19 protein-coding genes are annotated in these 24,088 nt (G+C 74.4%); 7 read left to right on the top strand and 12 right to left on the bottom strand.

Features of this window, described 5'->3' with window-relative positions:
• Window positions 1–3 precede the first annotated feature (3 nt).
• From ACH45N_RS12450 to ACH45N_RS12420, 7 genes are all read right to left on the bottom strand, one after another.
• Complete coding sequence (locus ACH45N_RS12450; protein WP_397394201.1) at window positions 4–2,457, bottom strand: beta-galactosidase; 2,454 nt, start codon at window positions 2,455–2,457, stop codon at window positions 4–6.
• Window positions 2,458–2,565: 108 nt separating this feature from the next.
• Window positions 2,566–4,278, bottom strand: a complete 1,713-nt coding sequence (locus ACH45N_RS12445; protein ID WP_397394199.1) for an acyltransferase — start codon at window positions 4,276–4,278, stop codon at window positions 2,566–2,568.
• 9 nt (window positions 4,279–4,287) lie between these two features.
• Entirely contained in the window at window positions 4,288–4,662 is a 375-nt protein-coding gene (locus ACH45N_RS12440; RefSeq protein WP_397394197.1) for a DUF4387 domain-containing protein, read from the bottom strand.
• The gene (locus ACH45N_RS12435; protein WP_397394195.1) at window positions 4,659–6,035 is read right to left on the bottom strand and encodes an acyclic terpene utilization AtuA family protein; all 1,377 of its coding nucleotides are present in this window, start codon (window positions 6,033–6,035) and stop codon (window positions 4,659–4,661) included. Before ACH45N_RS12435 ends, ACH45N_RS12440 begins: the two co-directional genes overlap by 4 nt.
• A gap of 14 nt (window positions 6,036–6,049) precedes the next feature.
• Window positions 6,050–7,129, bottom strand: a complete 1,080-nt coding sequence (locus ACH45N_RS12430) for a tartrate dehydrogenase (RefSeq protein WP_397394193.1) — start codon at window positions 7,127–7,129, stop codon at window positions 6,050–6,052.
• Window positions 7,126–8,136 (bottom strand): phosphoglycerate dehydrogenase, encoded by a 1,011-nt coding sequence (locus ACH45N_RS12425; protein ID WP_397394191.1) that lies wholly within the window; start codon window positions 8,134–8,136, stop codon window positions 7,126–7,128. The genes ACH45N_RS12430 and ACH45N_RS12425 overlap by 4 nt, the downstream gene beginning before the upstream one ends.
• 3 nt (window positions 8,137–8,139) lie before the next feature.
• Window positions 8,140–9,435, bottom strand: a complete 1,296-nt coding sequence (locus ACH45N_RS12420) for an MFS transporter (protein ID WP_397394189.1) — start codon at window positions 9,433–9,435, stop codon at window positions 8,140–8,142.
• A 128-nt stretch (window positions 9,436–9,563) separates the two neighbouring features.
• Here ACH45N_RS12420 and ACH45N_RS12415 point away from each other — a divergent pair, with 128 nt between their 5' ends.
• Complete coding sequence (locus tag ACH45N_RS12415) at window positions 9,564–10,310, top strand: GntR family transcriptional regulator (protein WP_397394187.1); 747 nt, start codon at window positions 9,564–9,566, stop codon at window positions 10,308–10,310.
• Between the two features lie 27 nt (window positions 10,311–10,337).
• Here the strand turns inward: ACH45N_RS12415 and ACH45N_RS12410 are convergent, their stop codons facing one another.
• A complete protein-coding gene (locus tag ACH45N_RS12410) occupies window positions 10,338–10,931 on the bottom strand; it encodes a hypothetical protein (RefSeq protein WP_397394185.1) in 594 nt (197 codons plus the stop codon).
• A gap of 134 nt (window positions 10,932–11,065) precedes the next feature.
• Here ACH45N_RS12410 and ACH45N_RS12405 point away from each other — a divergent pair, with 134 nt between their 5' ends.
• Window positions 11,066–11,272, top strand: a complete 207-nt coding sequence (locus ACH45N_RS12405) for an EF-hand domain-containing protein (protein ID WP_397394183.1) — start codon at window positions 11,066–11,068, stop codon at window positions 11,270–11,272.
• 67 nt (window positions 11,273–11,339) lie between these two features.
• Here ACH45N_RS12405 and ACH45N_RS12400 read toward each other — a convergent pair whose 3' ends face one another.
• The 3 genes from ACH45N_RS12400 to ACH45N_RS12390 are packed head-to-tail and all read right to left on the bottom strand — an operon-like array spanning window position 11,340 to window position 14,474.
• Window positions 11,340–12,248 (bottom strand): carbohydrate ABC transporter permease, encoded by a 909-nt coding sequence (locus tag ACH45N_RS12400; protein ID WP_397394181.1) that lies wholly within the window; start codon window positions 12,246–12,248, stop codon window positions 11,340–11,342.
• Window positions 12,245–13,171, bottom strand: coding sequence for a carbohydrate ABC transporter permease (locus tag ACH45N_RS12395; protein ID WP_397394179.1), 927 nt, complete (start codon window positions 13,169–13,171; stop codon window positions 12,245–12,247). The genes ACH45N_RS12400 and ACH45N_RS12395 overlap by 4 nt, the downstream gene beginning before the upstream one ends.
• A gap of 13 nt (window positions 13,172–13,184) precedes the next feature.
• The gene (locus ACH45N_RS12390) at window positions 13,185–14,474 is read right to left on the bottom strand and encodes an ABC transporter substrate-binding protein (protein ID WP_397394177.1); all 1,290 of its coding nucleotides are present in this window, start codon (window positions 14,472–14,474) and stop codon (window positions 13,185–13,187) included.
• A gap of 136 nt (window positions 14,475–14,610) precedes the next feature.
• Here ACH45N_RS12390 and ACH45N_RS12385 point away from each other — a divergent pair, with 136 nt between their 5' ends.
• The 5 genes from ACH45N_RS12385 to ACH45N_RS12365 all read left to right on the top strand — a co-directional run bounded on the left by ACH45N_RS12385 (window position 14,611) and on the right by ACH45N_RS12365 (window position 23,643).
• A complete protein-coding gene (locus ACH45N_RS12385) occupies window positions 14,611–15,801 on the top strand; it encodes an ROK family protein (RefSeq protein WP_397394175.1) in 1,191 nt (396 codons plus the stop codon).
• A 99-nt stretch (window positions 15,802–15,900) separates the two neighbouring features.
• On the top strand, window positions 15,901–17,943 hold the full coding sequence (locus tag ACH45N_RS12380) for a beta-galactosidase (protein WP_397394173.1): 2,043 nt from the start codon (window positions 15,901–15,903) through the stop codon (window positions 17,941–17,943).
• Window positions 17,940–20,123 carry an alpha-galactosidase gene (locus ACH45N_RS12375; RefSeq protein ID WP_397394171.1) on the top strand — a complete coding sequence of 728 codons (2,184 nt, stop codon included), beginning with the start codon at window positions 17,940–17,942 and terminating at the stop codon, window positions 20,121–20,123. The genes ACH45N_RS12380 and ACH45N_RS12375 overlap by 4 nt, the downstream gene beginning before the upstream one ends.
• A 116-nt stretch (window positions 20,124–20,239) precedes the next feature.
• Complete coding sequence (locus tag ACH45N_RS12370; protein ID WP_397394169.1) at window positions 20,240–21,034, top strand: ABC transporter ATP-binding protein; 795 nt, start codon at window positions 20,240–20,242, stop codon at window positions 21,032–21,034.
• Window positions 21,034–23,643, top strand: coding sequence for an ABC transporter permease (locus ACH45N_RS12365; RefSeq protein WP_397394167.1), 2,610 nt, complete (start codon window positions 21,034–21,036; stop codon window positions 23,641–23,643). Before ACH45N_RS12370 ends, ACH45N_RS12365 begins: the two co-directional genes overlap by 1 nt.
• A gap of 60 nt (window positions 23,644–23,703) precedes the next feature.
• Here ACH45N_RS12365 and ACH45N_RS12360 read toward each other — a convergent pair whose 3' ends face one another.
• On the bottom strand, window positions 23,704–24,087 hold the full coding sequence (locus tag ACH45N_RS12360) for a YciI family protein (RefSeq protein WP_397394165.1): 384 nt from the start codon (window positions 24,085–24,087) through the stop codon (window positions 23,704–23,706).
• Window position 24,088 lies beyond the last annotated feature (1 nt).

Below are 24,088 nucleotides of genomic sequence, written 5' to 3'. Positions count from 1 at the left end.
CACTCAACGAAGGGGTGTGGTGAGGGGGCGGGGGCGGACGGCGTGCAGCTCCGCCGTGCGCACCTCCAACACCGGGGTGGCGGACGACGGGCGTACCCGCGGGTCGACGTGGACGCCGGACGACGGCGACCAGGCGAACGCGCGCAGCCAGAGGCCGCCGGCACGGATCTCGGCGCGATACGGCGCGAGGTCGACGTCGAACCCGCGGCCGGACCAGAACTGGTCGGCGATCAGCAGGTCGCCGGCGTGAACCCGGATCGCGTCGCCCGTCCAGTCGAGACGGAGCAGCACCCGCTCGGCGTCCTCGAAGATGTCGTCGGGTACCGGCACCTCGACGGGGGCGAGGGCCGCGAAGTCGGCGTCGGTCGGGGCGGACAGGCGGCCCGCGCTGCCGCCCGCGCGCACCGGCGCGGTGACGGCGGCGGCGAACCGGGGCACGGCGAGCGGCCGGGACAGGTCCTCGCCCGGGACCACGTACCGCGCGAACAACGACCCCTCGCCGGGCACCCGCGCGCGCCCGCCGGCGGGCAGCGTGGGCAACGCGGTCCCGGCGGGCAGCGTGGGCAGGACGTCCACGGTGCGGTCCTCGGCGTGCGGCACGACGCGGAACGTCTCGCCGTCGAAGTACCCGCTGCCGTCCCACAGCACGACGGAGTCGCGGCCGTCGACCGTGCCCCGCCACACCGTGTCCGCGAGGGCCGGCGGGAGGAAGACCAGGGTCGTGTCGCCGACGACGACCTCGGCGGCGAGCCCCGGCGCGGCCGTCGGTGTCGCGACGACGCGGGTGCCGACGACGCGGGTGCCCGCCGACGGAGGACCGGGCTCCAGCGGCTCCGTCCGGAGCACGTCGGCACCCCGGATCTCCGCGGCGTCGACCCCTTCGAGCTGCAGCTCGACGTCGACGCCGTCGGTGGTCGCGAACAGGAAGACCGGGCCGCGCCCGGTGTCCAGCCGCGTGATCGGCTGGGCCGGCGCCGTGAGCGCCGGGACCGACCCGAACCGCTGCCGCAACGGCCAGGCCGCCGACACCCCGGAGCGCAGGGTGCACGGCGCGGTCGGGACGGTCACGCGGTGCGGTCCGAGCTCGACGTCGAACCGCACCCCCTCGACGTCCGCGAGCGCCGCGACCGCGGGCTGGTGGTTGTTGACGAAGAGGTAGCCGCGCTCGCCGTCGCCCCGCACGGACCAGCGCACGGCGTCAGCCGGACCGCCGTCCGGCAGCACCGCGTCCGGCAGCACCGTCGGGTAGGTCGCGAGCTCCGGACCGAACGTCTCCAGGAACAGGTGCTGGCGGCGCAGCCGATGGTAGTGGGGGCGCTGCCGGCCCGCCGCGCCGATCGGCGCCCAGAAGTCGTAGTCGCGCACGGGCAGGTCGTTGGGGTAGCCCGTCGCGTGCGACTCCTGCGTGGTGGAGCGGTCGCCGAGCACCTGGGTGCCACCGTGGTAGAGGTAGTAGCCCTGCCACGCGGAGCCGCTGCCGAGCTTCGTCAGGGCGAGCGCCGCGACGTCGTCGGCGTCCACGTGGGGGCGCCGGTGGTAGGCGACCTGCATGCCGCCGCCGAGCTCGCAGGTGGCGAACGGCCACGGGTCGTCCGCGCCGTCGCGAGCCGGTTCCGTGGCCGGGCCGTGGCGCAGGTCGGCGCCGACCGTGAGGTCGTCCCGCACGGTGGAGAACGTGTAGTGCGTGGCGCCGAACGCGGGCCAGCCCGTGGTCGACTCCTCCCAGAAGCCGTCGGAGTACCCCGCGTACACGGGAAGCACCCGGCCGCGCGGCAGACGGGCGCCACCCCAGCCGGTCGCGAGCCACAGGGGCACGCGCAGGCCCGCGGACTCGGCGAGGTCGCGCAGCGTCGCGAGGTGCTCGGGCTGGTCGTAGAGCTCGTTGTCCACCTGGATGCCGATCACCGGACCGGGGTGCCCGGGTGCGTGCAGCAGGCCGCGCACCTGCTCCGCGATCGCCGCGTACCAGCCGCGGGCGAGCTCCACGTAGGCGGGGTCGTTGGTGCGGTGCGCCAGGGGCAGGGCCTGCAACCAGTCCGGGAAACCGCCGTTGCGCGTCTCGCCGTGCGCCCACGGGCCGATGCGCAGCACGACGTCGAGGCCGGCGCGGGCCGCGGTCTCCACGAACCGCCGCAGGTCGCGCGGGCCGTCCCAGCGCACCTGCCCGCGCACCTCCTCGTGCACGATCCAGAGAAGGTAGGTCGCGACGACGGTGACACCCCCGGACCGCATCGTGCGCAGCTCGGTCTCCCACCGTTCCGGGTTGTCCCGGCTGAAGTGGTACTCGCCCATGACGGGGAGCCAGGGCCGCCCGTCCCGCTCGACGTACCGGTCGGTCACACGGACGGCGTCCGGGGTGCCGGCGGGGTCGCCGAGGTCCAGCGGCGCCGGCCGCACGGCCGGTGCCGCCGGGACACGGACGCGGCGGACGGTCGGCTGCGCGGGGTTCGGGCTCACCCACGCGACCCTACGAAGCGGCGGCGCGCCGCGACATGCACAGATCGACGCCGCACCTGGACGATCGCGTGGCGACGCCGGGGACCGACCGGGGACCGGGAGGCCCGGTCAGCCCGCCGCGTCGGCCGGCGTCAGCCGCACGAGCGGCGCGGGGCTGTGCACGCCCCGCGGCCGGTAGCCGAGGGAGTCGGCGACGCCGAGGTAGTCGGCCAGGTACCAGACGATGCTCAGCCACATCTCGGTGCCCTGCAGCCCGGGGACGCCGTCGGGGCCGGCGGCGCGCGGGGCGAACGCGATACCCGCGCCGTCCGACCAGGCCTCCAGCGCCCGGTCGAGCTGCTCGCGCGCCCAGGCCTCGCCCTCGGCGTGCCGGTGCGCGGTCTGCTTCGCCGCGAGCCAGAGCGGATGCACGATGTCGAGCACGTTGCACGCGGTCCAGCCCTCGGGGGTCGCGAGCACGGGGTCGGCCGCGTGCTCCAGCACCGTGTCGACCGCCGCGTCCGGATAAGGCAGCGGCAGCCCGAGCTGCGCGTACGAGCCGCGGGTCAGGCGGTAGAACCCGTTGACCGCCTGGAGCCACCGCGGCGCGGGCTGCGGCGCGCCCCACAGGCCCGTCGCCGGGTTCGCCCGCGCGGTCAGCCAGCCGAGCAGCCCGTAGAGGGGGCCGACGCCGCCGTCGGGCAGCTCCTCGGCGAAGTCGGCGATGTTGAGGGCGCAGGCCGTGGCGAGGGAGTCGACGGCGGCGCCGCTCCCCCAGGCCTGCGCGCCCCAGTCGCGCGCCTCCAGGGCGGCGACGACGTCGCGGTCGCCGAGCGCGTGCACCGCGCGGACCGGGTGCGGCAGGCGCGCGCCGAGCAGGCGCACCGCGTAGCCGACGCTGAGCACGTGGTAGGCGGCGGCGCCGTCCGTGGGCGAGAGCGGCTCGCCCGACGCGCGGTCCTCGGACAGGCCAGCGTCGGACAGGTCGCCCTCCGGGATCAGCCCGGTCGCGGGGTCCTGGCGGGCGGTGAGCCGCCGGACCAGGTCGGCGGCCTCGAACCCGGGCGGCGGGGTGCCGAGCAGCAGGTCGGCGACCTCGACGGCGTCCGCCCAGGGCCGGACCGCCGGCGGCAGCGCGCCCGCCGCGGCGGACGGCCGGTCCACGAACCGCCCGTCCTCGTAGCAGCGGGCCAGCACGTCGCCGGCCTGCTCGCGGGCGCGGTCGCCGAAGGCCGCGAGGCGCGCGCCGAGGTCGGGCGCCGGAGCGCCCTTCGTCTCCGCGCGGCGGTCGCGCAGCACCCGGGCGGGGTTGCCCGCGACCACGGCCCAGTCGGGCACGTTCTTCGTGACGACGGCGCCGGCCGCGACGACGACGTGGTCGCCCACGGTCACGCCGTCCAGGATCGTGGCGTTCGATCCGATCCAGACGTCGTCGCCGATGGTGATGCCCTTGCTCCAGGTGCCCTGCTGGAAGACCGGCCGGTCGTTGGCCATCTGGTGGTTGAACCCGAGGATCGAGCTGTGCGCGCCGATCCGCACGCCGTCGCCCATCCGGATCTCCCCGCGGACGACGGCGAACGGGTTGACCGAGCAGTCCGCCCCGATCGTCAGGTCGCCCGAGAGGTAGGCGAGCGCCGCGACATAGGTGCGGTCGCCGAGGGCGAGCCGGTCGCAGTAGACCGCGGCGTTCGGGGCGACGAAGACGCCCGCGCCGAGCTGCGCCCCGGCGTCGACCAGCTCGCGCTGCCGGGCCACCTGCGCCGCGCCCTCCGCCGAGGCGGGGTCGTACTCCCAGGGGAGGAAGTCGACACGTCGGACGCCTGAGGCCGCTGAGTGATCCACGCCGCAAGCCTATCCACGCGCCGGCGCGCCCTCCGGGACCCGCAGCAGCGCGAGCGGGACGTGGTGCTGCCCGGCGTGCACGTCCCGGTCGCGCAGCGAGCCCTGCGAGACCGGGCGGGGGAACGAGATCTTGACGACGTCGAGCGACGGGATCCGGAAGATCCGCACCGAGCTCGCCTCGACCCCGTACAGGCCGGCGATCACGTCCTCGTTGACGAACGTCTCGTCGGCCACGACGCGGTAGCCCGCGGCGTCCCGCATGAAGAGCTCCATCGTGACCCAGAACGGGCCGGCGTTCTTGGACCGCACCTCGTGGGCGAGGTCGGCGATCGTGGGCGGCAGGGCGGGGGCGCCGGCCGCGGCGCCCGTCAGGGGCTCGGTCATCGCTGCACTCCGTACTCGATGCGGAACAGGCTGGTCGGCGTGGGGCTGTCCACCACGTGGTGGAGCACGAACTCGTAGGCGGCGCCGCGCTCGACCTCGGCGGGCGAGGTCGGGAACGCGAGGCTGGGCAGGTAGCCCATGGCGGGCGTCGGCAGGTGCAGCATCAGGGGGTTCACCAGCTTGGCGACCGCCGTCGCCGTGGTCTGGTCGGCGGCGTCGACCAGCAGCATCACGCCCACCTCGCGCGGCGGCCCGCTCTCCGGCTCCAGGTCGCCCAGCACCGCGTCGTGACCGTACAGGCGCAGGTCGAACGCGTACTCGTCGTCGGCGAGACCCAGGGTGTCGCGCACCCACTGGCGGATCATGGTGCGCATCAGGTCGGCCCAGGCGTCGATGTCCCGCAGGATCAGCGGGTCCCGGACCGCCGTGAACGACATGGTCTGGTAGCCCGTGATCCGGGCACCCTCCAGCTTGACCGTGTGCTGGTCGGCCACGTGGAAGCGCGAGCCCTCGACCCGGACGGTCCGCTCGTCGAGCGCCGTGTAGACGGCGTCGCGCACGTCGAGCGTGCCGGCGGGCTCGCGCATCTGGAACGGGTCCACCGTCTCGTAGAGCATGTGGGCCGCGACCGTCCGCGGCGTGCACGCGGTCCCGGGGTCCAGCGGCTCGATGGTGAACCCGGTGGCGTCGATCGTGGTGTACACCCCGCCCGTGCGCGGGTTGGTCGTGGCCTGCCCGCCGCACTCGACGATCTTCGCGGCGTGCCAGGTCGGCCCGGCGGGCATCCCCTGCAGCAGCGGGTACGCCGCGGCGAGCGCCGTGTCCGTGGCCCGGCCGGCCAGGATCACCTGTGCCCCGGCCTCCAGGGCCTCGACGATCGGCTCGTGGCCCATCATGCCCACGATGTGGGTGCAGCTCTCCAGGGTCTCCGCGCTCAGCGCGCCCAGGGGCGGCAGGGCGTGGACCCGCCCGGCGTCGAGGTGCTCCTTGAGGTCGGCGGCGTCCTGCTCGCTGTAGATGCGCGCGACCTTGAGGTCCAGCCCCTCCTCGGCCATCACCCCGGCGGCGAGCCCGGCCACCCAGTCGACGCCGGAGTCGGTGCCGCTGGTGCCGCACGAGCCGATGATCAGCGGCACGTCGGCGCGGGCCGCCGCCTTGAGCAGGCTGCGCAGGTCGCGGGCCACCGCCTGGGCGGCGGTCTTGGGGGTCGACGATCCCAGGTAGTAGGGGCCGGAGTCGGTGGAGCCGCCGTCCAGGGTGATCACGTCGACGCCGAGCGCGAGACCGCGCTCGATCGTCGACTCGTCCCAGCCCGCGCCGAGCATGCCGCTCGGCGTGAGGATCCGGACGGAGCCGGCGGGTGCGTTGTCCATGGTTCTCTTCTCTGTCACGCGCCGGTGGGCGCTGCGGGGATCGCGGCGAGGACGGCGTCGGTCATCTGCCGCGTGGTGGCGGTGCCGCCGAGGTCGGGGGTGCGCACGGCGCCGTCGGCCAGCACCGTCTCGATCCCGGTCATGAGGTCCCGGGCGGCACCGGGCTGCCCCAGGTGGTCGAGCATCATCGACGCGGACCACAGGGCGCCGACCGGGTCGGCGATGCCCCGGCCCGCGATGTCGGGCGCCGAACCGTGCACGGGCTCGAACATCGAGGGGAACTGCCGGGTGGGGTCGATGTTGCCGGCGGGGGCGATGCCGATGCTGCCCGCGACGGCGGCGGCGAGGTCGCTGAGGATGTCACCGAACAGGTTCGAGGCCACGATCACGTCGTAGGCAGACGGGCGCAGCACGAGCTTGGCGGCCAGGGCGTCGATGTGCTCCTGCCGCCAGGTGACGCCGGGGTGCCGGGCGGCGCGCTCGCGGACGATCTCGTCCCAGAACGGCATGGTGTGCACGATGCCGTTCGACTTGGTCGCCGAGGTGACGTCGCCGCGCCGGGTCGCCGCGAGCTCGAAGGCGTGGTCCACGATCCGGGTGACCCCCGGGCGCGTGAACACCGCCTCCTGGACGGCCAGCTCGTCGGGCAGGCCCCGGTTCAGGCGCCCACCGATCTCGCTGTACTCCCCCTCGACGTTCTCGCGCACGACGACGAGGTCGACGGCGCCCGCGTCGCGCAGCGGGCCGGGCAGCCCGGGCAGCACCCGGATGGGCCGCAGGTTGACGTACTGGCGGAACCGCCGCCGGATCGGGATGAGCAGACCCCACAGCGAGACGTGGTCGGGCACGCCGGGCCACCCCACGGCCCCGAGCAGCACGGCGTCGTGCCCGGCGATCCGGTCGAGCCCGTCGTCGGGCATCATCGCGCCGGTGACCAGGTAGCGGGTGCACGACCAGTCGAGGTGGTCGTAGCGCAGCGCGAACCCGTGCCGGACGGCGAGCAGGTCGAGGGCCTCCAGGGCGGGCGGGATCACCTCGGTGCCGATCCCGTCGCCCGGGATCACGGCGATGCGGTACTCCGCCGGGATCGTCATGAGGTCTCCTCGGTGGCCGTCTCAGTGGTCGCCGCCGGGACGGCGAGCAGGTGGGCGTTGACGGCGTGGCGGGCGCGGCCCGCGAGCGCCGCGACGAGCTCGGCCGCGCCCGCCAGGCCCGCGGCGGCGCGCGCCTGGGCGGTCTGCCCGGCGAGGTGGGAGTAGACGACGATGCCGTCCACGCCGCGCAGCGGGCTGTCGGCGGGGAGCGGCTCCTCGGTGACGACGTCGAGCGCGGCCCCGGCGATCTCCCCGTGGCGGACGGCGTCGGCGAGGGCCTGCTCCTGGACGACGGCGCCGCGGGCGGTGTTCACGAGCACCGCGGTGGGCTTCATCTGCCGCAGCTCGGCGGGTCCGACGAGGCCGCGGGTGCGGTCGGTCAGCGCGGTGTGGACGGAGACGTAGTCGGACCGGGCCAGCAGCTCGGGCAGGTCGACGAACTCGACGCGCCCCGCGGACTGCGCGGTGCGCTCCGGCTCCGGCACGCGCGTGGTGCAGAGCACCGTCAGGCCGAACGCCCGGGCCAGGGGGACGACGGCGCGGGCGGCCGCGCCGTAGCCGATCAGCCCCAGGGTGGCGCCGCGCAGCTCGTGGCCGTCGGCGCGCGGCCAGCCGCCGTCCGCCACGCCCCGGGCGCTCTGCACGAGGCCGCGGGCAGCGGCCAGGAGCAGGCCGAGCGTGTACTCCGCGACGGCGTTCGCGTTGATCCCGGGCAGGTTGCTGACCGTGATGCCGTGGCGGGCGGCGGCCACGACGTCGATCGAGTCGTGGCCCACGCCGGTGCGCACCACGACGCGCAGGTGCGGGGCCCGGGCCAGGACGTCGGCCGTCATCGGCTCGTTGGCGACGAGCGCCGCCGCCACGCCGTCGAGCGCGGCGACCAGCTCTGCCGGGTCGCGGCGGCCGACGAGCGGCCGGTGCGTCGTCTCCAGGCCGGCGGCCCGCAGGTAGTGGTCGACGTCGTCGCCGGGGCGCAGGTAGTCGGTGGTGATCAGCACGCGGGTCATCACTCACACCGCCTTCGTGAGGTCGGCGCGCCGCTGCAGGGCCTCGACGCGGGCGACGGCGAGCACGCCGAGCACCGCGACGACGGCGACGTCGACGAGCATCAGCGTCCAGCCCGTCAGGTCGACCATGCCGCCCACGAGCGCCGGGCCCACGAACCCTCCGCCGGCCCAGCCGACGGCGTAGAGCCCGGCGTAGGTGCCCATGACCCGCGCCGAGGGTGCGAGGTTCCAGAGCACGACGACCGCGTTGACCAGGAACGCGGCGGCGCCCGCCGCGCCGACGCAGAAGGCGACGACGGTGCCCGCCGGGGTCTGCGCCACGGTGCCGACCACCATTGCCGCCGCGAAGAGCGACATCCCGATCATCATGGTCCGCAGCCGGCCGATGCGTTCGGCGAGCAGCGCCGTCGGGTAGGCGGCCAGCAGGAACGCGACGCCGCTCGGCAGCAGCAGCCCGCCGGCGTCGCCGCGGGAGAGGCCGAGCGCCTCCATGCCGTACGGCGTGGCCAGGGCGCGGGACGCCGACCAGGCGCTGCCGAAGAGCAGGATCGCGACCATCATGAGCAGCCGGCTGCGGTCCGGGTCACGGACGATGTCGAGGACGACGCGGCGCACGCCCGGCCGCGCCGGTGCGGCGTCCGCGGGGCCGGCGGCGTCCGCGGCGTCCGCGGCGTCCTCGGCCAGGGCCGCCTGGTAGCCGGGCGAGCGGCTGTCGCGCACCGTGAGGCCGAGCACCACGATCGAGACGAGCATGAGCGCCGACGGGATCGCGAACGCCAGGGCGGGGTGCTCGTCGACGACCAGCAGGCTGATCAGCGCGGCGACGATCACGGTCAGGCTGGACGCGATCTTGACCGCGGCGTTGGCCCGGCTGCGCTTCTCGGGGGCCACGAAGTCGGGCACCAGCGACTCGGCGATCGGCTTGAAGGCGTTGGCGACCAGGGCGTAGCAGAACATGACCGCCACCAGCAGGGGCAGCGACGCGGCGGCGTGCGGGATCACCAGGAAGAGCAGGGCGGCGACCGGCATGCCGACCACCAGGTACGGCATGCGGCGGCCCCAGGCCGTGCGCGTGCCGTCGGAGCGGTTGCCGAGCCAGGGCTGGACGAAGACGCCGAGCAGGTTGTCCATGCCCATCAGGAAACCGACCAGAGCCGCGCTGGTGAGGTGCTCCCGCAGTAGCGGCGGCACCTGGGCGTCGTAGAAGTTCCAGGTCGACTCCTGGGCGAAGACGGCGAGCGCGACCAGCACCGTGATCCTGGTCTGCGCGTGCCGCACCGGCGGCGCGGTGGTGGACATGCAACCTTCTCCCTCTGCCACCTCGTCGTGGCCACGTCAGCGTGTGGCGCTCACCGTACTTTTGCTATAGCAAAACTGTCAATGGTTGCAAGCGTGCTCTGCGATAGCACGGGCTCTAGGATGGGCGCGTGACCTCCGAAGCCCTGGCCGCCCTGGCCGGCGACACGCTCGCCGACCGGTCCTACCGCGCCATCCGGGACGCGATCACGACCGGGGAGCTCCGCCCGGGCCAGAAGGTGACCGAGCGCGGGCTGGCCGAACGGCTCTCGGTGAGCCCCACGCCGGTGCGCGAGGCGATCCGACGGCTCGAGCAGGACGGCCTGCTGGAGCGGACCGGACCCCGCACGGTCAAGGTCTCGCCCATCGGCGACACCGCCGTCCAGGACCTGGCCGAGGTCGAGGTGGCGCTGCGCGGCATGGTCGCGCGGTTCGCCGCGCGGCACGCGACGCCGGGCCGGCTCGACCGGCTCGACGCGCTCCTGGACGAGGCCGACGACCTGCTGATCGTCGCCCGGCAGCGGCACGGGTCAGGCGAGGACGTCACCCGGCAGCTCCACCGGCTCCTGGACGTCATGCAGCAGTTCAACGACACGGTCGACGCCTGCGCGGACAACCCCGTGCTGGTCCGGCTGCTCGACCAGACCCGCGTCTTCTCCCGGCCCGAGCAGCGCGCGCGGCGGCTCGAGCGCGTCGCGCACGACGACGAGTTCGGCATGGAGCGCTACGCCACCCACCGGGCGCTCGTCAGCGCGCTGCGCGCGGGCGACGCCGCGGCCGCGGAGGCCCTCGTGATCGAGGACGCCCGCGGCGGGCTCAGCGACCTGCTCGCCGGGACGGACCGGCTGCGCGCCGCGCGGACCGCGCCCGCCTCCTGACGCCCTGCGCCCGGCGGCCCCGCCCGGCTACCGCTTCAGGCCGAGCGCCCGCAGCTCCAGGTCGGCCAGCCGCCGCACGACGTCGGGGTCGCCGTCCCGCCACGCGCGCACCGGGTCGGCGGAGATCCTGGTCAGGGCGCGCAGCGGCCGGTTCGTCAGCGCGCGCAGCGCCAGCAGCGCCGGGTCGGCCGCGACGAGCCGGCGGCCCGCGCTCGCGCGCCGCACGAACCGCACCCGCAGCGGCACGTAGACCACGGCCACGAGCAGCACCGGGACGAGGAAGACGGCGAGCCCGACGAGCAGCGCGACGTCGGCCACCGTCTCGGCCTGGGAGCGGCCCGCCTCGGCCAGGCTCTCCGCGGCGTCCGCGGCCCCGCTGAACGGCGCGGCCAGGTCGTCGCCCACGCCGGGGATGCCGTCGATCCGACCCTCGACGTCGTGGAACCGAGCGGCCATGTCGTCGGCGGCGGTGGCCGTCGCGCGGCCGGGCCGGCCGAGCTCCACGGTCGCCGCCCACACCTCGCGGCCGGCCCACGCCCAGGCCGCGATCCAGGCGAGCAGCAGCAGGTCACCGAGCACCTGGCGGGCACCCCTCGCCGGGGCGGCGGCGTACAACCTCATGGTGCGGACCTCCAGGTCTCGACGTTCGGCACGCCGCACCGTATCGGACTTACCGCCCAGCAATTCCACCACCGAGCACACCGACATGTGGTTGCATACGGTGCGAATTGTTTCCGACTCTGCGAGGTAACAGCATGGCTGCCGACGAGCTCACCCGGACCTTCGTCGAGTTCGACTCCGACGGCGACGGCCGCATCACCGCGGACGAGTTCCGCCAGGCGATGGCCACGCGTGGCGAGGAGACCACCGACCAGGACCTCGACCAGATCTTCGGCAAGGCCGACCACGACCAGGACGGCAAGATCGACCTGGCCGAGTTCACGATCGCCTGGGACGCCTGAGGCGGTCACCCGGCCGCCGCCCGGACGGCGGGGCGCCCCACGCGAGGCACCCCGCCGTCCGGATCCGCTACCCCTTGAGCCCGCCCGAGACGAGGTCGAGGCGCCAGTAGCGCTGCAGGAACAGCACGAGCGCGAGCAGCGGGATGATCGAGACCGCGGCGCCCGTGATCGCCACGGAGTACAGCGCCGGGGAGCTCGACCCCTTGGCCAGCAGGGTGAACAGCCCCACGGTGAGCGGATACCGGCTCTGGTCCGACAGCATGATGTACGGCAGCAGGAAGTTGTTCCAGGTGCCGATGAACTGCAGCAGGAACACCGTGACCATGCCGGGCACCATGAGCGGCAGCACGATCTGCTGGAAGATGCGCCACTCCCCCGCGCCGTCGATGCGCGCGGCCTCCAGGGTCTCCTGCGGCACCGCGGACATCGCGTACACCCGCGACAGGTAGATGCCGAAGGGGCTGACGATGCTCGGCAGCAGCACCGACCAGTGCGTGCCGACCAGCCCGAGCTGCGAGAGCAGCAGGTACTGCGGCACGGCCAGCACGATGCCCGGGATGAGCACGCCCGCGAGGATCGACAGGAACAGGAACGAGCGGCCGCGGAACTCGTACTTCGCGAGCCCGTACCCGGCCATCGTCGAGACGAGCACCGAGAGCAGCGACCCCACGCCGGAGTAGATCAGCGAGTTGAGGCACCACATCAGGTACTGCCCGCCCTCGTAGGCGAACAAGGCCGTGAGGTTCTCCCCCAGCCCGGTGCCGGGCGCGAAGGTGAACGTGGTGAACAGTTCGCCGCGGGTCTTGGTCGCCGCGACGTAGACCCAGGCCACCGGGATCAGGCAGTACAGGGCGCCGACCAGCAGCACGATCGTCGGCAGCACGCCCCAGCCGCCCCGGCGCGCCCGCGAGCGCGCGCGGTCGGAGGGGTCGCGCCGGGTCGACGCCGGGCCCGGGCGGGCGGTGAGCACGCTCATCGTTCGACCCCCGTGCGCTTGCGGTTGACGATCCGCAGGATGACCACCGAGACGAGCACGGTGCCGACGGCGAGGACGGTCGACGCGGCGGCCGCCTGGGGCAGGTCGTCGGTGCCGAACGCGTCACGGTAGATGGTCATCAGCGGCACCCACGTGTTCGAGATGGCGCTCGTCATGGGCTGCAGCGTCGCGGGCTCGCTGTACAGCTGGAGCGTGCCGATCAGCGAGAACACCCCGGTGAGCACGAGCGCGGGCACCACCAGCGGCACCTTGATCCGCAGCGCGATCTGCACCTCGCCCGCGCCGTCGAGCCGCGCGGACTCGTAGATCTCGCCCGGGATGGACCGCAACGAGGTGTAGATGATGATCATGTTGAACCCGACGCCGCCCCAGATCGCGATGTTCGCGAGCGAGCCGAACAGCCCCGGGCCGTCGAGGAACGGGATGGTCCCCAGCCCGAGCGCGCGAGTGACGTACGAGAACGGGCTCGTGCTCGGCAGGTACATGAAGCCCCACAGCAGGGCCGCGACGACGCCGGGCACCGCGTAGGGGATGAAGATCGCCGTCCGGCCGAACCGCTTGAGCCGCGCGGCGGGCGTGTCCAGCACGAGGGCGAACAGCAGCGCGAGGCCGAGCGTCAGGGGCACGGCGATCACGCCGTAGATCGCGAGCCGGCCGAAGCCGGCCGCGAACTCCGGGTCGGTCAGCACCGCGACGTAGTTGTCGAGGCCGACGAACACCTCCGTCTTGCGTCCCAGCAGCGCGCCCTCGATGCGGTAGGCGCGCAGGCTCAGCCAGACGGCGTACCCCACCGGGACGAGCATGAACGTGACGTACAGGATGACCGCCGGGGCGGTGAACAGGTAGGGCGCGACCTGCCGCCGTCGGGGACGGCGGCGGGCCGGCTGCAGGGTGGTCGACATCGCGGGCTCCGGGTCAGCCGTTGCTCACGGCGAACCCGGTCTCCGCCATGTCGGCGACCACGGCCTCCTGGGTGGCGACGAACGCGTCCCGCCAGGGGGTGCCGTTGCGGATGGCCTTGCCCAGCTCGTCCTCGAAGACCGACTTGGCGAGGTTGACGTTCGGCCCCCACGTCACCGGGACGGTCTCGGCGGAGATGTCGGCGGAGACGGAGTAGAAGTCCTTCTGCTGCGGCATGAGGGCCGGCGGGTCGTTGTTCTCCGCCATCTCCTGCCCCAGGCCGGACGCCGGGTACAGGCTCTGCTCGTCCAGGAGCAGCGTGTTGCCCTCCTCGGTGGAGTTGAGCCAGGTGGCGAACTTCGCCGCCTCCTCGGGGTGCTCGCTGTCCTTGGTCACGACCAGGGCGGAGCCGCCCTGGTAGGCGACCGCCGGGTCACCCGGCGTCCACTGCGGCAGCGGCGCCATCGCCCAGCTCCCCGCGGTGTCGGGCGCGACCGACTCGATGACGCCCGGCGCCCAGACGGCCGACGGCCACGAGAGCATGGTGCCCTCGTTGATCATGGCGTTGTACTCGGGGGTCAGCAGCGGCTCCGTCTGGATCAGGCCGTCGGCCGCCAGCTCCTCGAAGTAGTCGGCCACCTCCAGGGACGCCTCGTCGGCGATCCCGACGGTCCACTCCTCGCCGTCCACCCCCCACCACTGCCCGCCCGCCTGCGTGGCCACGCCGGCGAAGAAGCCGAACTCCGTGGGCGGCAAGCTGGCGATGACGGCGTCCGGGTCGGCCTCCTGCACGGCGGCCGCCGCGTCGCGGAACTCCGCCCACGTGGTGGGCACCGGCACGCCGAGCTCCTCGAAGCGGTCCTCGCGGTAGACCAGCGCCATCGGGCCGACGTCCTGCGGCACGCCGAAGACCGCGCCGTCGAACGTCGTCTGCGCCCAGGTGCCCTCGGTGAACGCGTCCTGCACGTCGCTCACGTAGTCCGTGATCTCCAGCGGCACGTCCGCGACGATCAGCGACGGCAGCGTCGTGTACTCGACGAGCGCCAGGTCGGGCGCGTTGCCGGCGCGCGACGCCGTGAGCAGCTTCTGGGACGACTCGTCCCCGCCGCCGGCGTCGGAGAGCTTCACCTGGATGTCCGGGTGGGCCGCGTTCCACGTGTCGACGACGGTCTTGCTGCCGGCCGGCCACGCCCAGTACTCGAGGGTGACGGGGCCCTCGGACTCGGCGCTCGCGGCGCCACAGCCGCTCAGGACGGTGACGGCGGCGACCGTGGCCGCACAGGCCACGAGGGGGCGGATGCGCATCGGGATCTCCTTTGATCGGTACTCGTCGGCGACCGGGCGCCAACTGGACCAGAGTCTGACGGCGCGCCTACCCTTTGTCAATTATCGAAACAAAGGGCTGGATGGATAAGATCCGAGCCCCAGAGACGAGGTAGTGATGTCACGAGGTCAGTCCGCGGCGTCGGAGGGTACGACGCCGGGCGGCGCGACACCGGACGGCGCGGCGGTGTGGCCGGCGCTCGCCGACGCCGAGCGCAGCGTGCTGCGCGAGCTGCTGATCCACGGCCCGCTCCCCCGCGCCGAGATCGCGCGCCGGCTCGGCGTGTCCCGCGCGAGCCTGACCCGCGTCACCCGCGCGCTCATGGACCACGGCCTGGTCACGGAGGGCCAGGTCGAGCTGCGCGGCGCGACCGGGCGGCCGAGCGAGCTGCTCCTGGTGCGGCACGACGCCCACCACCTCCTCGGGGTGAAGCTCACCGGCGACGCCGTGTTCGCCGTCGTGACCGACCTCGGCGCGCGCATCGTGGCCGCCCACGAGGAACCCCTCGCCGACCGGTCGCCGGACGCGGTGATCGAGCAGATCGCCGCCGCCCACGCCCGGTTCGCCGGGCGGTTCGGCTCGATCGTCGCCGGCGGCGTCGCGCTGGCGGGCGACCTCACCGTGGTGGACGGGCGCCAGGTGGTCAAGGACTCCCCGTTCCTGGGCTGGCGGGACGTGCACCTCGCGGAGCTGCTCACCGCACGGCTCGGCATCCCGGTGGGCGCGGAGAACGACGTGCGCGCGCTCACCGCCACCGAGCACTGGTTCGGCGCGGGCGTGGGCTGCTCCTCGCTCGCCCTGATCACCGTGGGCACCGGCGTCGGGTTCGGGTTCGTCGTCGACGACCGGGTGGTCACCGGGCACCACGGGCGTGCGGGCCGGCTCGACCACCTCCGCGTCGACTCGGCGGGACCCATCTGCGGCCAGGGCCACCGCGGCTGCGTCAGCGCGCTGCTGCCCAACCAGGCGATCGTCGACGCGCTGCGCATCCCCGGGCTCGACTTCGACGGCGCGGTGGCGCTGGCGCGCGGCGGCGACGCCGTGGCGCGGCGAGCCTTCGCCGACGCCGGGCAGGCGCTCGGGGTGCTGATCGGCACGGTGGCCAACGCGCTGGACCCGCAGAAGATCGTGCTCGCCGGGGACGGCCTCGTGGTCATGGAGCTCGCCGGCGACCACGTGCGGGCCACGATCGAGGAGGTGCGCTCCCCCGGCATCCCGCCGCTCGCGCTGGACGTCCAGCCGTTCGCGTTCGACGAGTGGGCCCGCGGCGGGGCCGTGGTGGGCCTACGGACGATGCTCCGGTTCTGAGGCCACGTTTGTTCCGCAGATTGACAAACAGTCGCAGGCTCGACAAGTCTGACGCCGGGGGCGCGCTCGTCCCCGCACCGACATCGAAGGAGATGCCCCGTGGCCCGTCGCGCGACCGGACGACCCCCCACCCGCCGTGCCCTGCCCGCCTGGCCGACCGACGGCCTGAGCTACGGCGGCGACTACAACCCCGAGCAGTGGGCGCCCGAGGTGTGGCGCGAGGACGTGCGGCTGATGCGCGAGGCGGGCGTCAACATCGTCACCCTCGGCGTGTTCTCCTGGGGCCTGCTCGAACCGCGCGAGGGCGAGTACGACTGGGGCTGGTTCGACGAGATCATCGGCCTGCTGCACGACGCCGGCATCGCCGTCGACCTCGCCACCCCGACGGCCGCGCCCCCGAGCTGGCTGCTGCACGAGCACCCCGAGGTGCTGCCGATCGACGCCCACGGCATGCGCGAGCAGCCCGGCGGGCGGCTCGGCTGGTGCGCCAGCTCACCGGTGTTCCGGGAGCACGCGCTCCGGATCACCACCGCCCTCGCCGAGCGCTACGGCGACCACCCCGCGGTGCGCCTGTGGCACGTGAGCAACGAGCTCGGCGGCGGCAACGGCCGCTGCTGGTGCGATGTCTCGGCGGCCCGGTTCCGCGAGTGGCTCCGCGCGGAGTACGGCACGGTCGAGGCGATCAATGCCGCCTGGGGCACCGCGTTCTGGGGGCACACCTTCACCGACATCGAGCACATCGAGCCGCCCCGCGGCGACCGGCACAAGGCGACCCCGGGCCTGTTCCTCGCCTTCGAGCGGTTCTCCTCCGACGAGCTGCTGGAGCACTACCTCGCCGAGGCCGAGGTACTGCGCGCGCACAGCGCCGTGCCGGTCACGACCAACTTCATGGTGGGCTCCGGCGGGCACGTCGTCGACTACTCCGACTGGGCCGGCCACGTCGACGTCGTGGCGAACGACCACTACACGATCGGGGCCGACCCGGCGCGCGAGCAGGACCTCGCGTTCGCGGCCGACCGGATGCGGGGGCTGACGCACGCCCGTCAGCCGTGGCTGCTCATGGAGCACTCCACCGGGGCGCCCAGCTGGCAGGAGCGCAACCGCGCCAAGACGCCCGGCGAGATCCTCCGCAACGCGCTCACCCACGTGGCGCGCGGGTCGGACGGCGCGATGTTCTTCCAGTGGCGGGCCTCGACCGCGGGGACCGAGCAGTTCCACTCCGCGATGCTGCCTCACGCCGGCACCGACAGCCGCGTCTGGCGCGAGGTCGTGCGGCTCGGCGCGGCGCTGCGGCAGCTACGCGGGATCGCCGGCGCGCCGGTGGAGCCCGCGAGGGTCGCGCTCCTGGTCGACGAGGAGTCCGCCTGGGCCTTCCAGCAGGGACTCAAGCCGCACCGCGCCCTGCGGTACGCCCACGAGACGCGGCTGTGGCACCGGGTCTTCTGGCAGCGGCAGGTGCTCGTCGACGTGCTCCCCGTCGACGCCGACCTCGACGGCTACGACCTCGTCGTCCTGCCCACGCTGTTCGTGGTCTCCGACGCGCAGGCGGCGCGGGTCGAGAAGTTCGTGCGCGACGGCGGCACGGTGCTCGTCACGTACCTCTGCGGCATCGTCGACGAGACCAGCCGGGTGCGCGGCGGCGGCTACCCGGGCGCGTTCCGTGACCTGCTCGGCGTCTCGACCGAGGAGTTCCGCCCGCTGCAGGCCGACGAGACGGTGCGCCTGTCCGACGGCGGCGAGGTCACCGACTGGAGCGAGGACACCAACCTCCGCGGTGCCGAGGCGGTCGTGACCTACGCCGACGGCGACTCCGCCGGCCGGGCGGCCGTGACCCGCCACGCCGTCGGCGACGGCGCCGCCTGGTACGTCTCCGCGCAGCTCCCGCTCGACTCGGCCACGCGGATCGCCGACCGGCTCATCGACGAGCTCGGCCTGCCCCGCGCGGTCGAGGCGAGCACGGGGATCGAGGCGGTCCGCCGGCGGACGCCGGACGGCGACGTCCTGTTCCTCGTCAACCATTCCGACGCCGACGAGACCGTGGCCGTGTCCGGCCGCTCGCTCCTCGACGACGCGACGTTCGACGGCACGGCGCTCGTGCCCGCGGGCCGCGTGGTCGTGCTGCGCGAGAGCGCCGCCGAGTGACGCTCGACGCGACCGAGGTGACCGGCACGGAGCCCGGCACCGACCCCGGCCCGCTCGTGCACGTGCTGCGGGCGGCCGGCGTCGGCGTCGTGATCGCCCTGCCGCAGGACGGGCTGCCGGAGGTGGTGCACTGGGGCCGGGACATCGGCCCGCTCGACGCGGACGACGCGCGGCGGCTGCTGCGGTCGGTGGCGCGGCCGGCGTCGCCGAGCGCCCTCGACGCGCCGTGGCCGCTCACGGTGCTCCCCGGCGAGCACGACGGCTGGGAGGGCCGCCCGGGTCTCGCCGGCCACGTGGGACGCCGGGCGCTGCTGCCGCGCTGGCGCCGCACCCTGGTGCAGGGCGACGAGCGGCACCTGCGGATCACCGCCGAGGCGGCGGGGCTGCGCGTCGTCGTCGGCCTCGTCCTCGACGCGTCGGGGGTGCTCCGGGTCGAGCACGAGCTGCACAACACGGGCGCCGAGCCGGTCGACCTCGCGATCCTGGAGGCGACGATGCCGGTCGGCGACGTCGCCGCGGAGGTGCTGGACTTCTCGGGGCGCTGGACGCGCGAGCGCACCCCGCAGCGCCGTCCGCTCACCCAGGGCAGCCACGCGCGCGAGTCGCGCCGCGGCCGCACCGGGCACGACTCCCCGCTGGTGCTCGTGCTCGGGACCGCCGGGTTCGACGACACCCGGGGCGAGGTGTGGGCGGCGCACCTCGCGTGGAGCGGCGACGCGGTGCACCGGGTCGACGCGCTGCCCGAGAGCCGCACGCTGCTGGGCGCCGGGCCGCTGCTGCGGCCGGGCGAGATCACGGTCGACCCCGGCGCCTCGTTCCGCACCCCGGCCGCGCTGTTCGTGTGGAGCGACGAGGGCTTCGACGGCGTCGGACGGCGGTTCCACCGGTTCGTGCGCGGCCGGGCGGGGCACCCGCGCCGTCCCCGCCCGGTGACGCTGAACACCTGGGAGGCCGTCTACTTCGACCACGACCTCGGCAAGCTGCAGCGGCTCGCCGGCCTCGCCGCCGACGTCGGCGTGGAGCGGTTCGTGCTCGACGACGGCTGGTTCCTCGGCCGCCGCGACGACTCGGCCGGGCTGGGCGACTGGCGCGTGGACCCCGAGCCGTGGCCGGACGGGCTGCACCCGCTGGTCGACGTCGTGCGCGGCCACGGCATGGAGTTCGGGCTGTGGCTCGAACCCGAGATGGTCAGCCTCGACTCGGAGCTCGCCCGCGAGCACCCGGACTGGCTGCTGCAGCCGATCGAGAACGAGGTGCGGCCCTGGCGCAACCAGTTCGTGCTCGACGTGTCGCGGCCGGAGGTGTTCGACCACCTGCTGGAGGCGGTCTCGGCGCTCGTGGCCGAGTACCGGCTCGACTACGTCAAGTGGGACCAGAACCGCGACCTCATCGAGGCCGTGACCGCCGGCCGCGCGAACGTGCACCGGCACACCGAGGCCGTGTACCGGCTGCTGGCGGCGCTCCGGGCGCGGCACCCGGGCCTGGAGATCGAGGCGTGCGCCTCGGGCGGGGCGCGCGTGGACCTCGGCGTCCTGGAGCACACGGACCGGGTGTGGGCCTCGGACACGAACGACCCGGTCGAGCGGCTCGCCATCCAGCGCTGGACCGAGCTGCTGCTGCCCCCGGAGCTCGTCGGCACGCACGTGGGCCCGCCCGTGGCCCACACCACGCGGCGCGCCACGGAGCTCGACCTGCGGATCGCCGTGGCGCTGACCGGGCACTTCGGCATCGAGTGGGACCTGACGGCGGGCACGCCGGAGGAGCTGGAGCGGCTGCGCGACGGCATCGCCGCGTACCGGCGGCTGCGGCCGCTGCTGCACACGGGCGACGTGCACCACCCGCCGACCGGCGACGCGGGGACGAGCGCGACCGTCGTCGTCGCGCCCGACCGGAGCCGGGCGGTGGTGCGCGTGGTGCGGTCGGTGACCGGCGACCGGGCGCTGCCCGCGCTGCTGCGTGTGCCCGGGCTGGACCCGGCGCGCCGGTACCGGGTGTCGCTGCCGCTGGCCGCCGACCCGCACCGCGACGCGCCGCCGCTGTTCGCCGCGACGGGCGAGGCGGCCGGCTCCGCGGACGGTGCCGCGGTGGTGCCCGGCGCGGCGCTCGGCGCGGTCGGGCTGCGGCTCCCGCTGCTGCACCCGGCGCACGCCGTCGTCGTCGAGCTCGACGCCGTGGACTGATGCCCGCCCCGGGGTGGTCAGGGTGGGTCGTACGACCTGGGTATGACCCAGGGACCGACCAAGACCAGCCCGGGGCGGGACGCGCCGGCGCACAGCCGCTCCGTAACGTCCTTCCCATGGACACCACCGTGTACGCGCCCGGGTCGTCACCCGCAGTGCGCGCCCGTTCCCTGACCAAGACGTACGGCAAGGGTGAGGCGATCGTGCGCGCCCTGGACGGCGTGGACGTGGACTTCGAGCAGGGCAGGTTCACCGCGATCATGGGCCCCTCGGGTTCGGGTAAGTCGACCCTGATGCACCTGCTGGCCGGTCTGGACTCCGCCACCGGCGGGCAGGCCTTCCTCGGGGAGACCGAGATCACCGGCCTGAACGACAAGGCCCTCACGCGTCTGCGGCGCGACCGGATCGGGTTCGTGTTCCAGCAGTTCAACCTGTTGCCGATGTTCACCGCCGAGCAGAACATCACGCTGCCCGTCGAGCTGGCCGGGGCGAGCCTGGACCGGGCGTGGCTGAACACCCTGGTGGAGACGCTGGGTCTGACCGGGCGGCTGACCCACCGCCCGGGTGAGCTCTCGGGTGGGCAGCAGCAGCGTGTCGCGATCGCGCGTGCGTTGATCGCGCAGCCGGACGTGGTGTTCGCGGACGAGCCCACGGGTAATCTCGACTCCCGGTCCGGTGCGGAGGTCTTGTCGTTCCTGCGTCGTTCGGTGCGGGAGCTGGGTCGCACGATCATCATGGTCACCCATGACCCGTCCGCGGCCGCGTATGCGGACCGGGTGGTGCTGATCGCCGACGGCCGGATCGCGGGTGACATCAGCGACCCCACGCCGGAGTCCGCGATGGCCGGGCTGGACGCCCTGCGCACCCTGGAGCCCGCCGTCACCACCGGTCCCGCCCGGACGGGTGCGTGATGTCGAACTCCTTCCCCACCGCACGCCTCACCCTGGGGCAGATGCGCCGCAGCACCGGCCGGCTCACCGCCGCCGGCGTGGCCATCCTGATCAGCACCGCCTTCGTCACCGTGACGCTGCTGGCCGGGGGCGTCATCAACGGCACCACCCACGACATGGTCGCGGCCGGGTACGCGCGGGCCGACGTCGTGGTGACCAGCCCGGAGGGCGACGCCGACGGGATCACCGACGGCGACGTCCGGGCCGTCGCCGCGCTCGACGAGGTCGCGGCCGTCCAGCCGCTCACCGCCTGGTTCGGCGACCTGCGCAACGGCGGCAAGGGCGGCTTCCAGGCCTTCGCCCCGGTGCCCGCCGACCCGCGCCTGTCCCCACTGGAGCTGACCGACGGCGCCTGGCCGGCGTCCGACGGCGAGGTGGCCCTGTCCACGACGGTCGCCGAGCGCATGGAGGTCGGCGTCGGCGACACGGTGACGCTCAACCGGACCGTCTACCCCGACGGATGGGCCGAGAGCGAGGCCGACGACCCGGCCGCGGAGCTCGGCGACCCGAAGGACGTCACCGAGACGCTGACCGTGACAGGCATCGCGGCCGACCCCTACGGCGCCTACACCTCCTACGGCGGCGCCGCCGCGGTCCCGGCCGCGACGCTCGACGCGTGGAACGCGGCCGAGCCCTACGCCGACCCGGTCACCGAGCTGCTCGTCGCGCTCGACACCCCGCTCGGCGGCGACGAGGTCCCGCCGGGGCTGAGCGACGCGCTCCAGGGCGCCTTCCCCGACGCCGCGGGCGACATGACCGTGCAGACGGTCGAGCAGGTGGCGACGGAACAGACCGCCGAGCAGACCGGCGGCCAGGACCTCGTCTTCCTGGTGTTCGTCCTGACGTTCGCCGCCATCGCCCTGCTCATCGCGGCCATGGTCATCACCAACACGTTCCAGGTGCTCGTGGCCCAGCGCACCCGCACCCTGGCGCTGCTGCGCTGCATCGGCGCGGGCGCCGGCCAGCTCTACCGCAGTGTGCTGCTGGAGGCCGCGATCCTCGGTGTCGTCGCGTCGGCGGCGGGCATCGTGGCGGGCGCCGCGCTGGCGCAGATCGCGCTGCTCGTCGCGCCGTCGTTCGACCTCGACGTGCCGCTGCCGACGACCATCGCCCTGACCTGGCAGGCGGTCGTGCTGCCGCTCGCCGTCGGCGTGGGCGTGACGGTCCTGGCGGCGCTCGCCCCGGCCCGCTCGGCCACCCGGGTCGCGCCGCTGGCCGCCCTGCGGCCCTCGGACGCGCCGACGCTGCGCGCCCGCACCGGCCGGGCCCGCCTGGTGATCTCGCTCCTGTGCGTGGTCGGCGGCTTCGCGGGGCTCGCGGTCGGCGTGACGCTCGGCATGAACGGGGCGCCGCAGTTCGGCCTGCTCGCGGCCGTGGGCGGCGGCTCGCTCGCGTTCTTCGGCGTGGTGCTGAGCGCCGTGCTGTGGCTGCCGCGCGTCGCGGCGGGCCTCGGTGCCCTCGTGTCCCGCTCCGGCCCGGCGGCCCGGCTGGCCGTCGCCAACACGCTGCGCAACCCGCGGCGGACGGCGGCGACCTCCACCGCGCTGCTCATCGGCGTCACGCTGGTCACCATGATGTCCACGGGTGCCGCGAGCGCCCGGATGTCGGCGGACAGCCTGCTCGACGAGACGTTCCCGTACGACGTGAGCGCGTCGCCGTCCGACCCGAGGTACGTCGACGACGTGCACGAGGCCGTCGCGGGCGCCGGCGGGGTCACCGACACCGTGCTGGTCACCAGCGCGCTCGTCACGCTCGCCGGGACGGAGGACCTGCAGGTCGCGGCCGCCGACCCGCAGGACCTCGCGGCCGTCGTGAACGTGGCCGAGGAGGCGGAACGGCTGGCCGACGGCTCGATCCTGCTCAGCCAGGACGCCGCGGACTCGCTGGACCTCGCCGACGGCGACCGCACCACCGTGGAGGGTCCCGGCGGCACCGTCGACCTGACGGTCGTCATCACCACGGCCGAGCCGCTCAGCAGCATGATCACGGCCGCGGACTTCGCCCGGCTCGACGCCGCGGACCCGTGGAGCGACGTCTGGGCGCACATCGACAGCTCCGACCCCACGGCGGTGCTCACGGACGTGCAGGACGCCGTGGCGGAGGTCGACGGCGGGGCGTTCGTGATGGGCCCGGCGGCCCAGGCCGCGCAGTTCCGCCAGGTCGTGGACGTGATCCTCGGCATCGTGGTGGGCCTGCTCGCCGTGGCCGTGGTGATCGCGCTGATCGGCGTCACCAACACGCTGTCCCTGTCGGTCATCGAGCGCACCCGGGAGTCCGCGACCCTGCGGGCGATCGGGCTGGGCAAGGACCAGCTGCGGGCCATGCTCGCGGTGGAGGGCATGCTCATCGCGGGTGTCGGCGCCGTGCTCGGCATCGTGCTCGGGCTGGTGTTCGGCTGGGCCGGGGCGGCGACCGCCCTGTCGCTGATGGGCGACGTGCGGTACGCCGTGCCGTGGACGGACATCGCGCTGGTCCTGGGTGTCGCCCTCGTCGCGGGGCTCCTGGCCTCCGTGGTCCCGGCACGGGCCGCCGTCCGCACCTCGCCGGTCGCGGCGCTCGGCGTGGAGTGACGGCATCGCTGGTCGAGCGTGTCGAGACCGTCTCGACACGCTCGACCAGCGCGCTGCCCGTCAGTCGTCCGGCATGCTGCGGCGGTCCCCCACCTGCCCGGCCGCGAGCGGGAACGCGAGCGAGCCGGCGGCGACCCACCACTCCAGCACGTCGTAGGCGAGCCGGCCGGCCGCGACGGACGGGTCGCCGTCGGACAGCCGGGCGGCCTCGTCCGGGGAGCACGCGAAGATCGACATCCCGCGGTACGAGGGGTCACTGCGCAGGTCGAACGGCCCGTTCACCACGAGCACGCCCCGGCGCCGCAGGTCGGCCCGGTAGGCGAGGTGGCGCGCCTGGAGCTCGATCAGGGCGTCGTCCGTGATGTCGGGGGCGTCGGGCGGACGCCGCAGGACCACGACCGTGTACACGTCGAAGGCGTCGGGGACGTCGGGGTCGCTCGCCATT

It is taken from the genome of Promicromonospora sp. NPDC019610, assembly GCF_044389365.1.
In the GTDB taxonomy this organism is placed as follows: Bacteria; Actinomycetota; Actinomycetes; order Actinomycetales; family Cellulomonadaceae; genus Promicromonospora.
The sequence above is the reverse complement of the archived record's forward strand: the minus strand, read 5'-3'. Positions and strand labels throughout refer to the sequence as shown.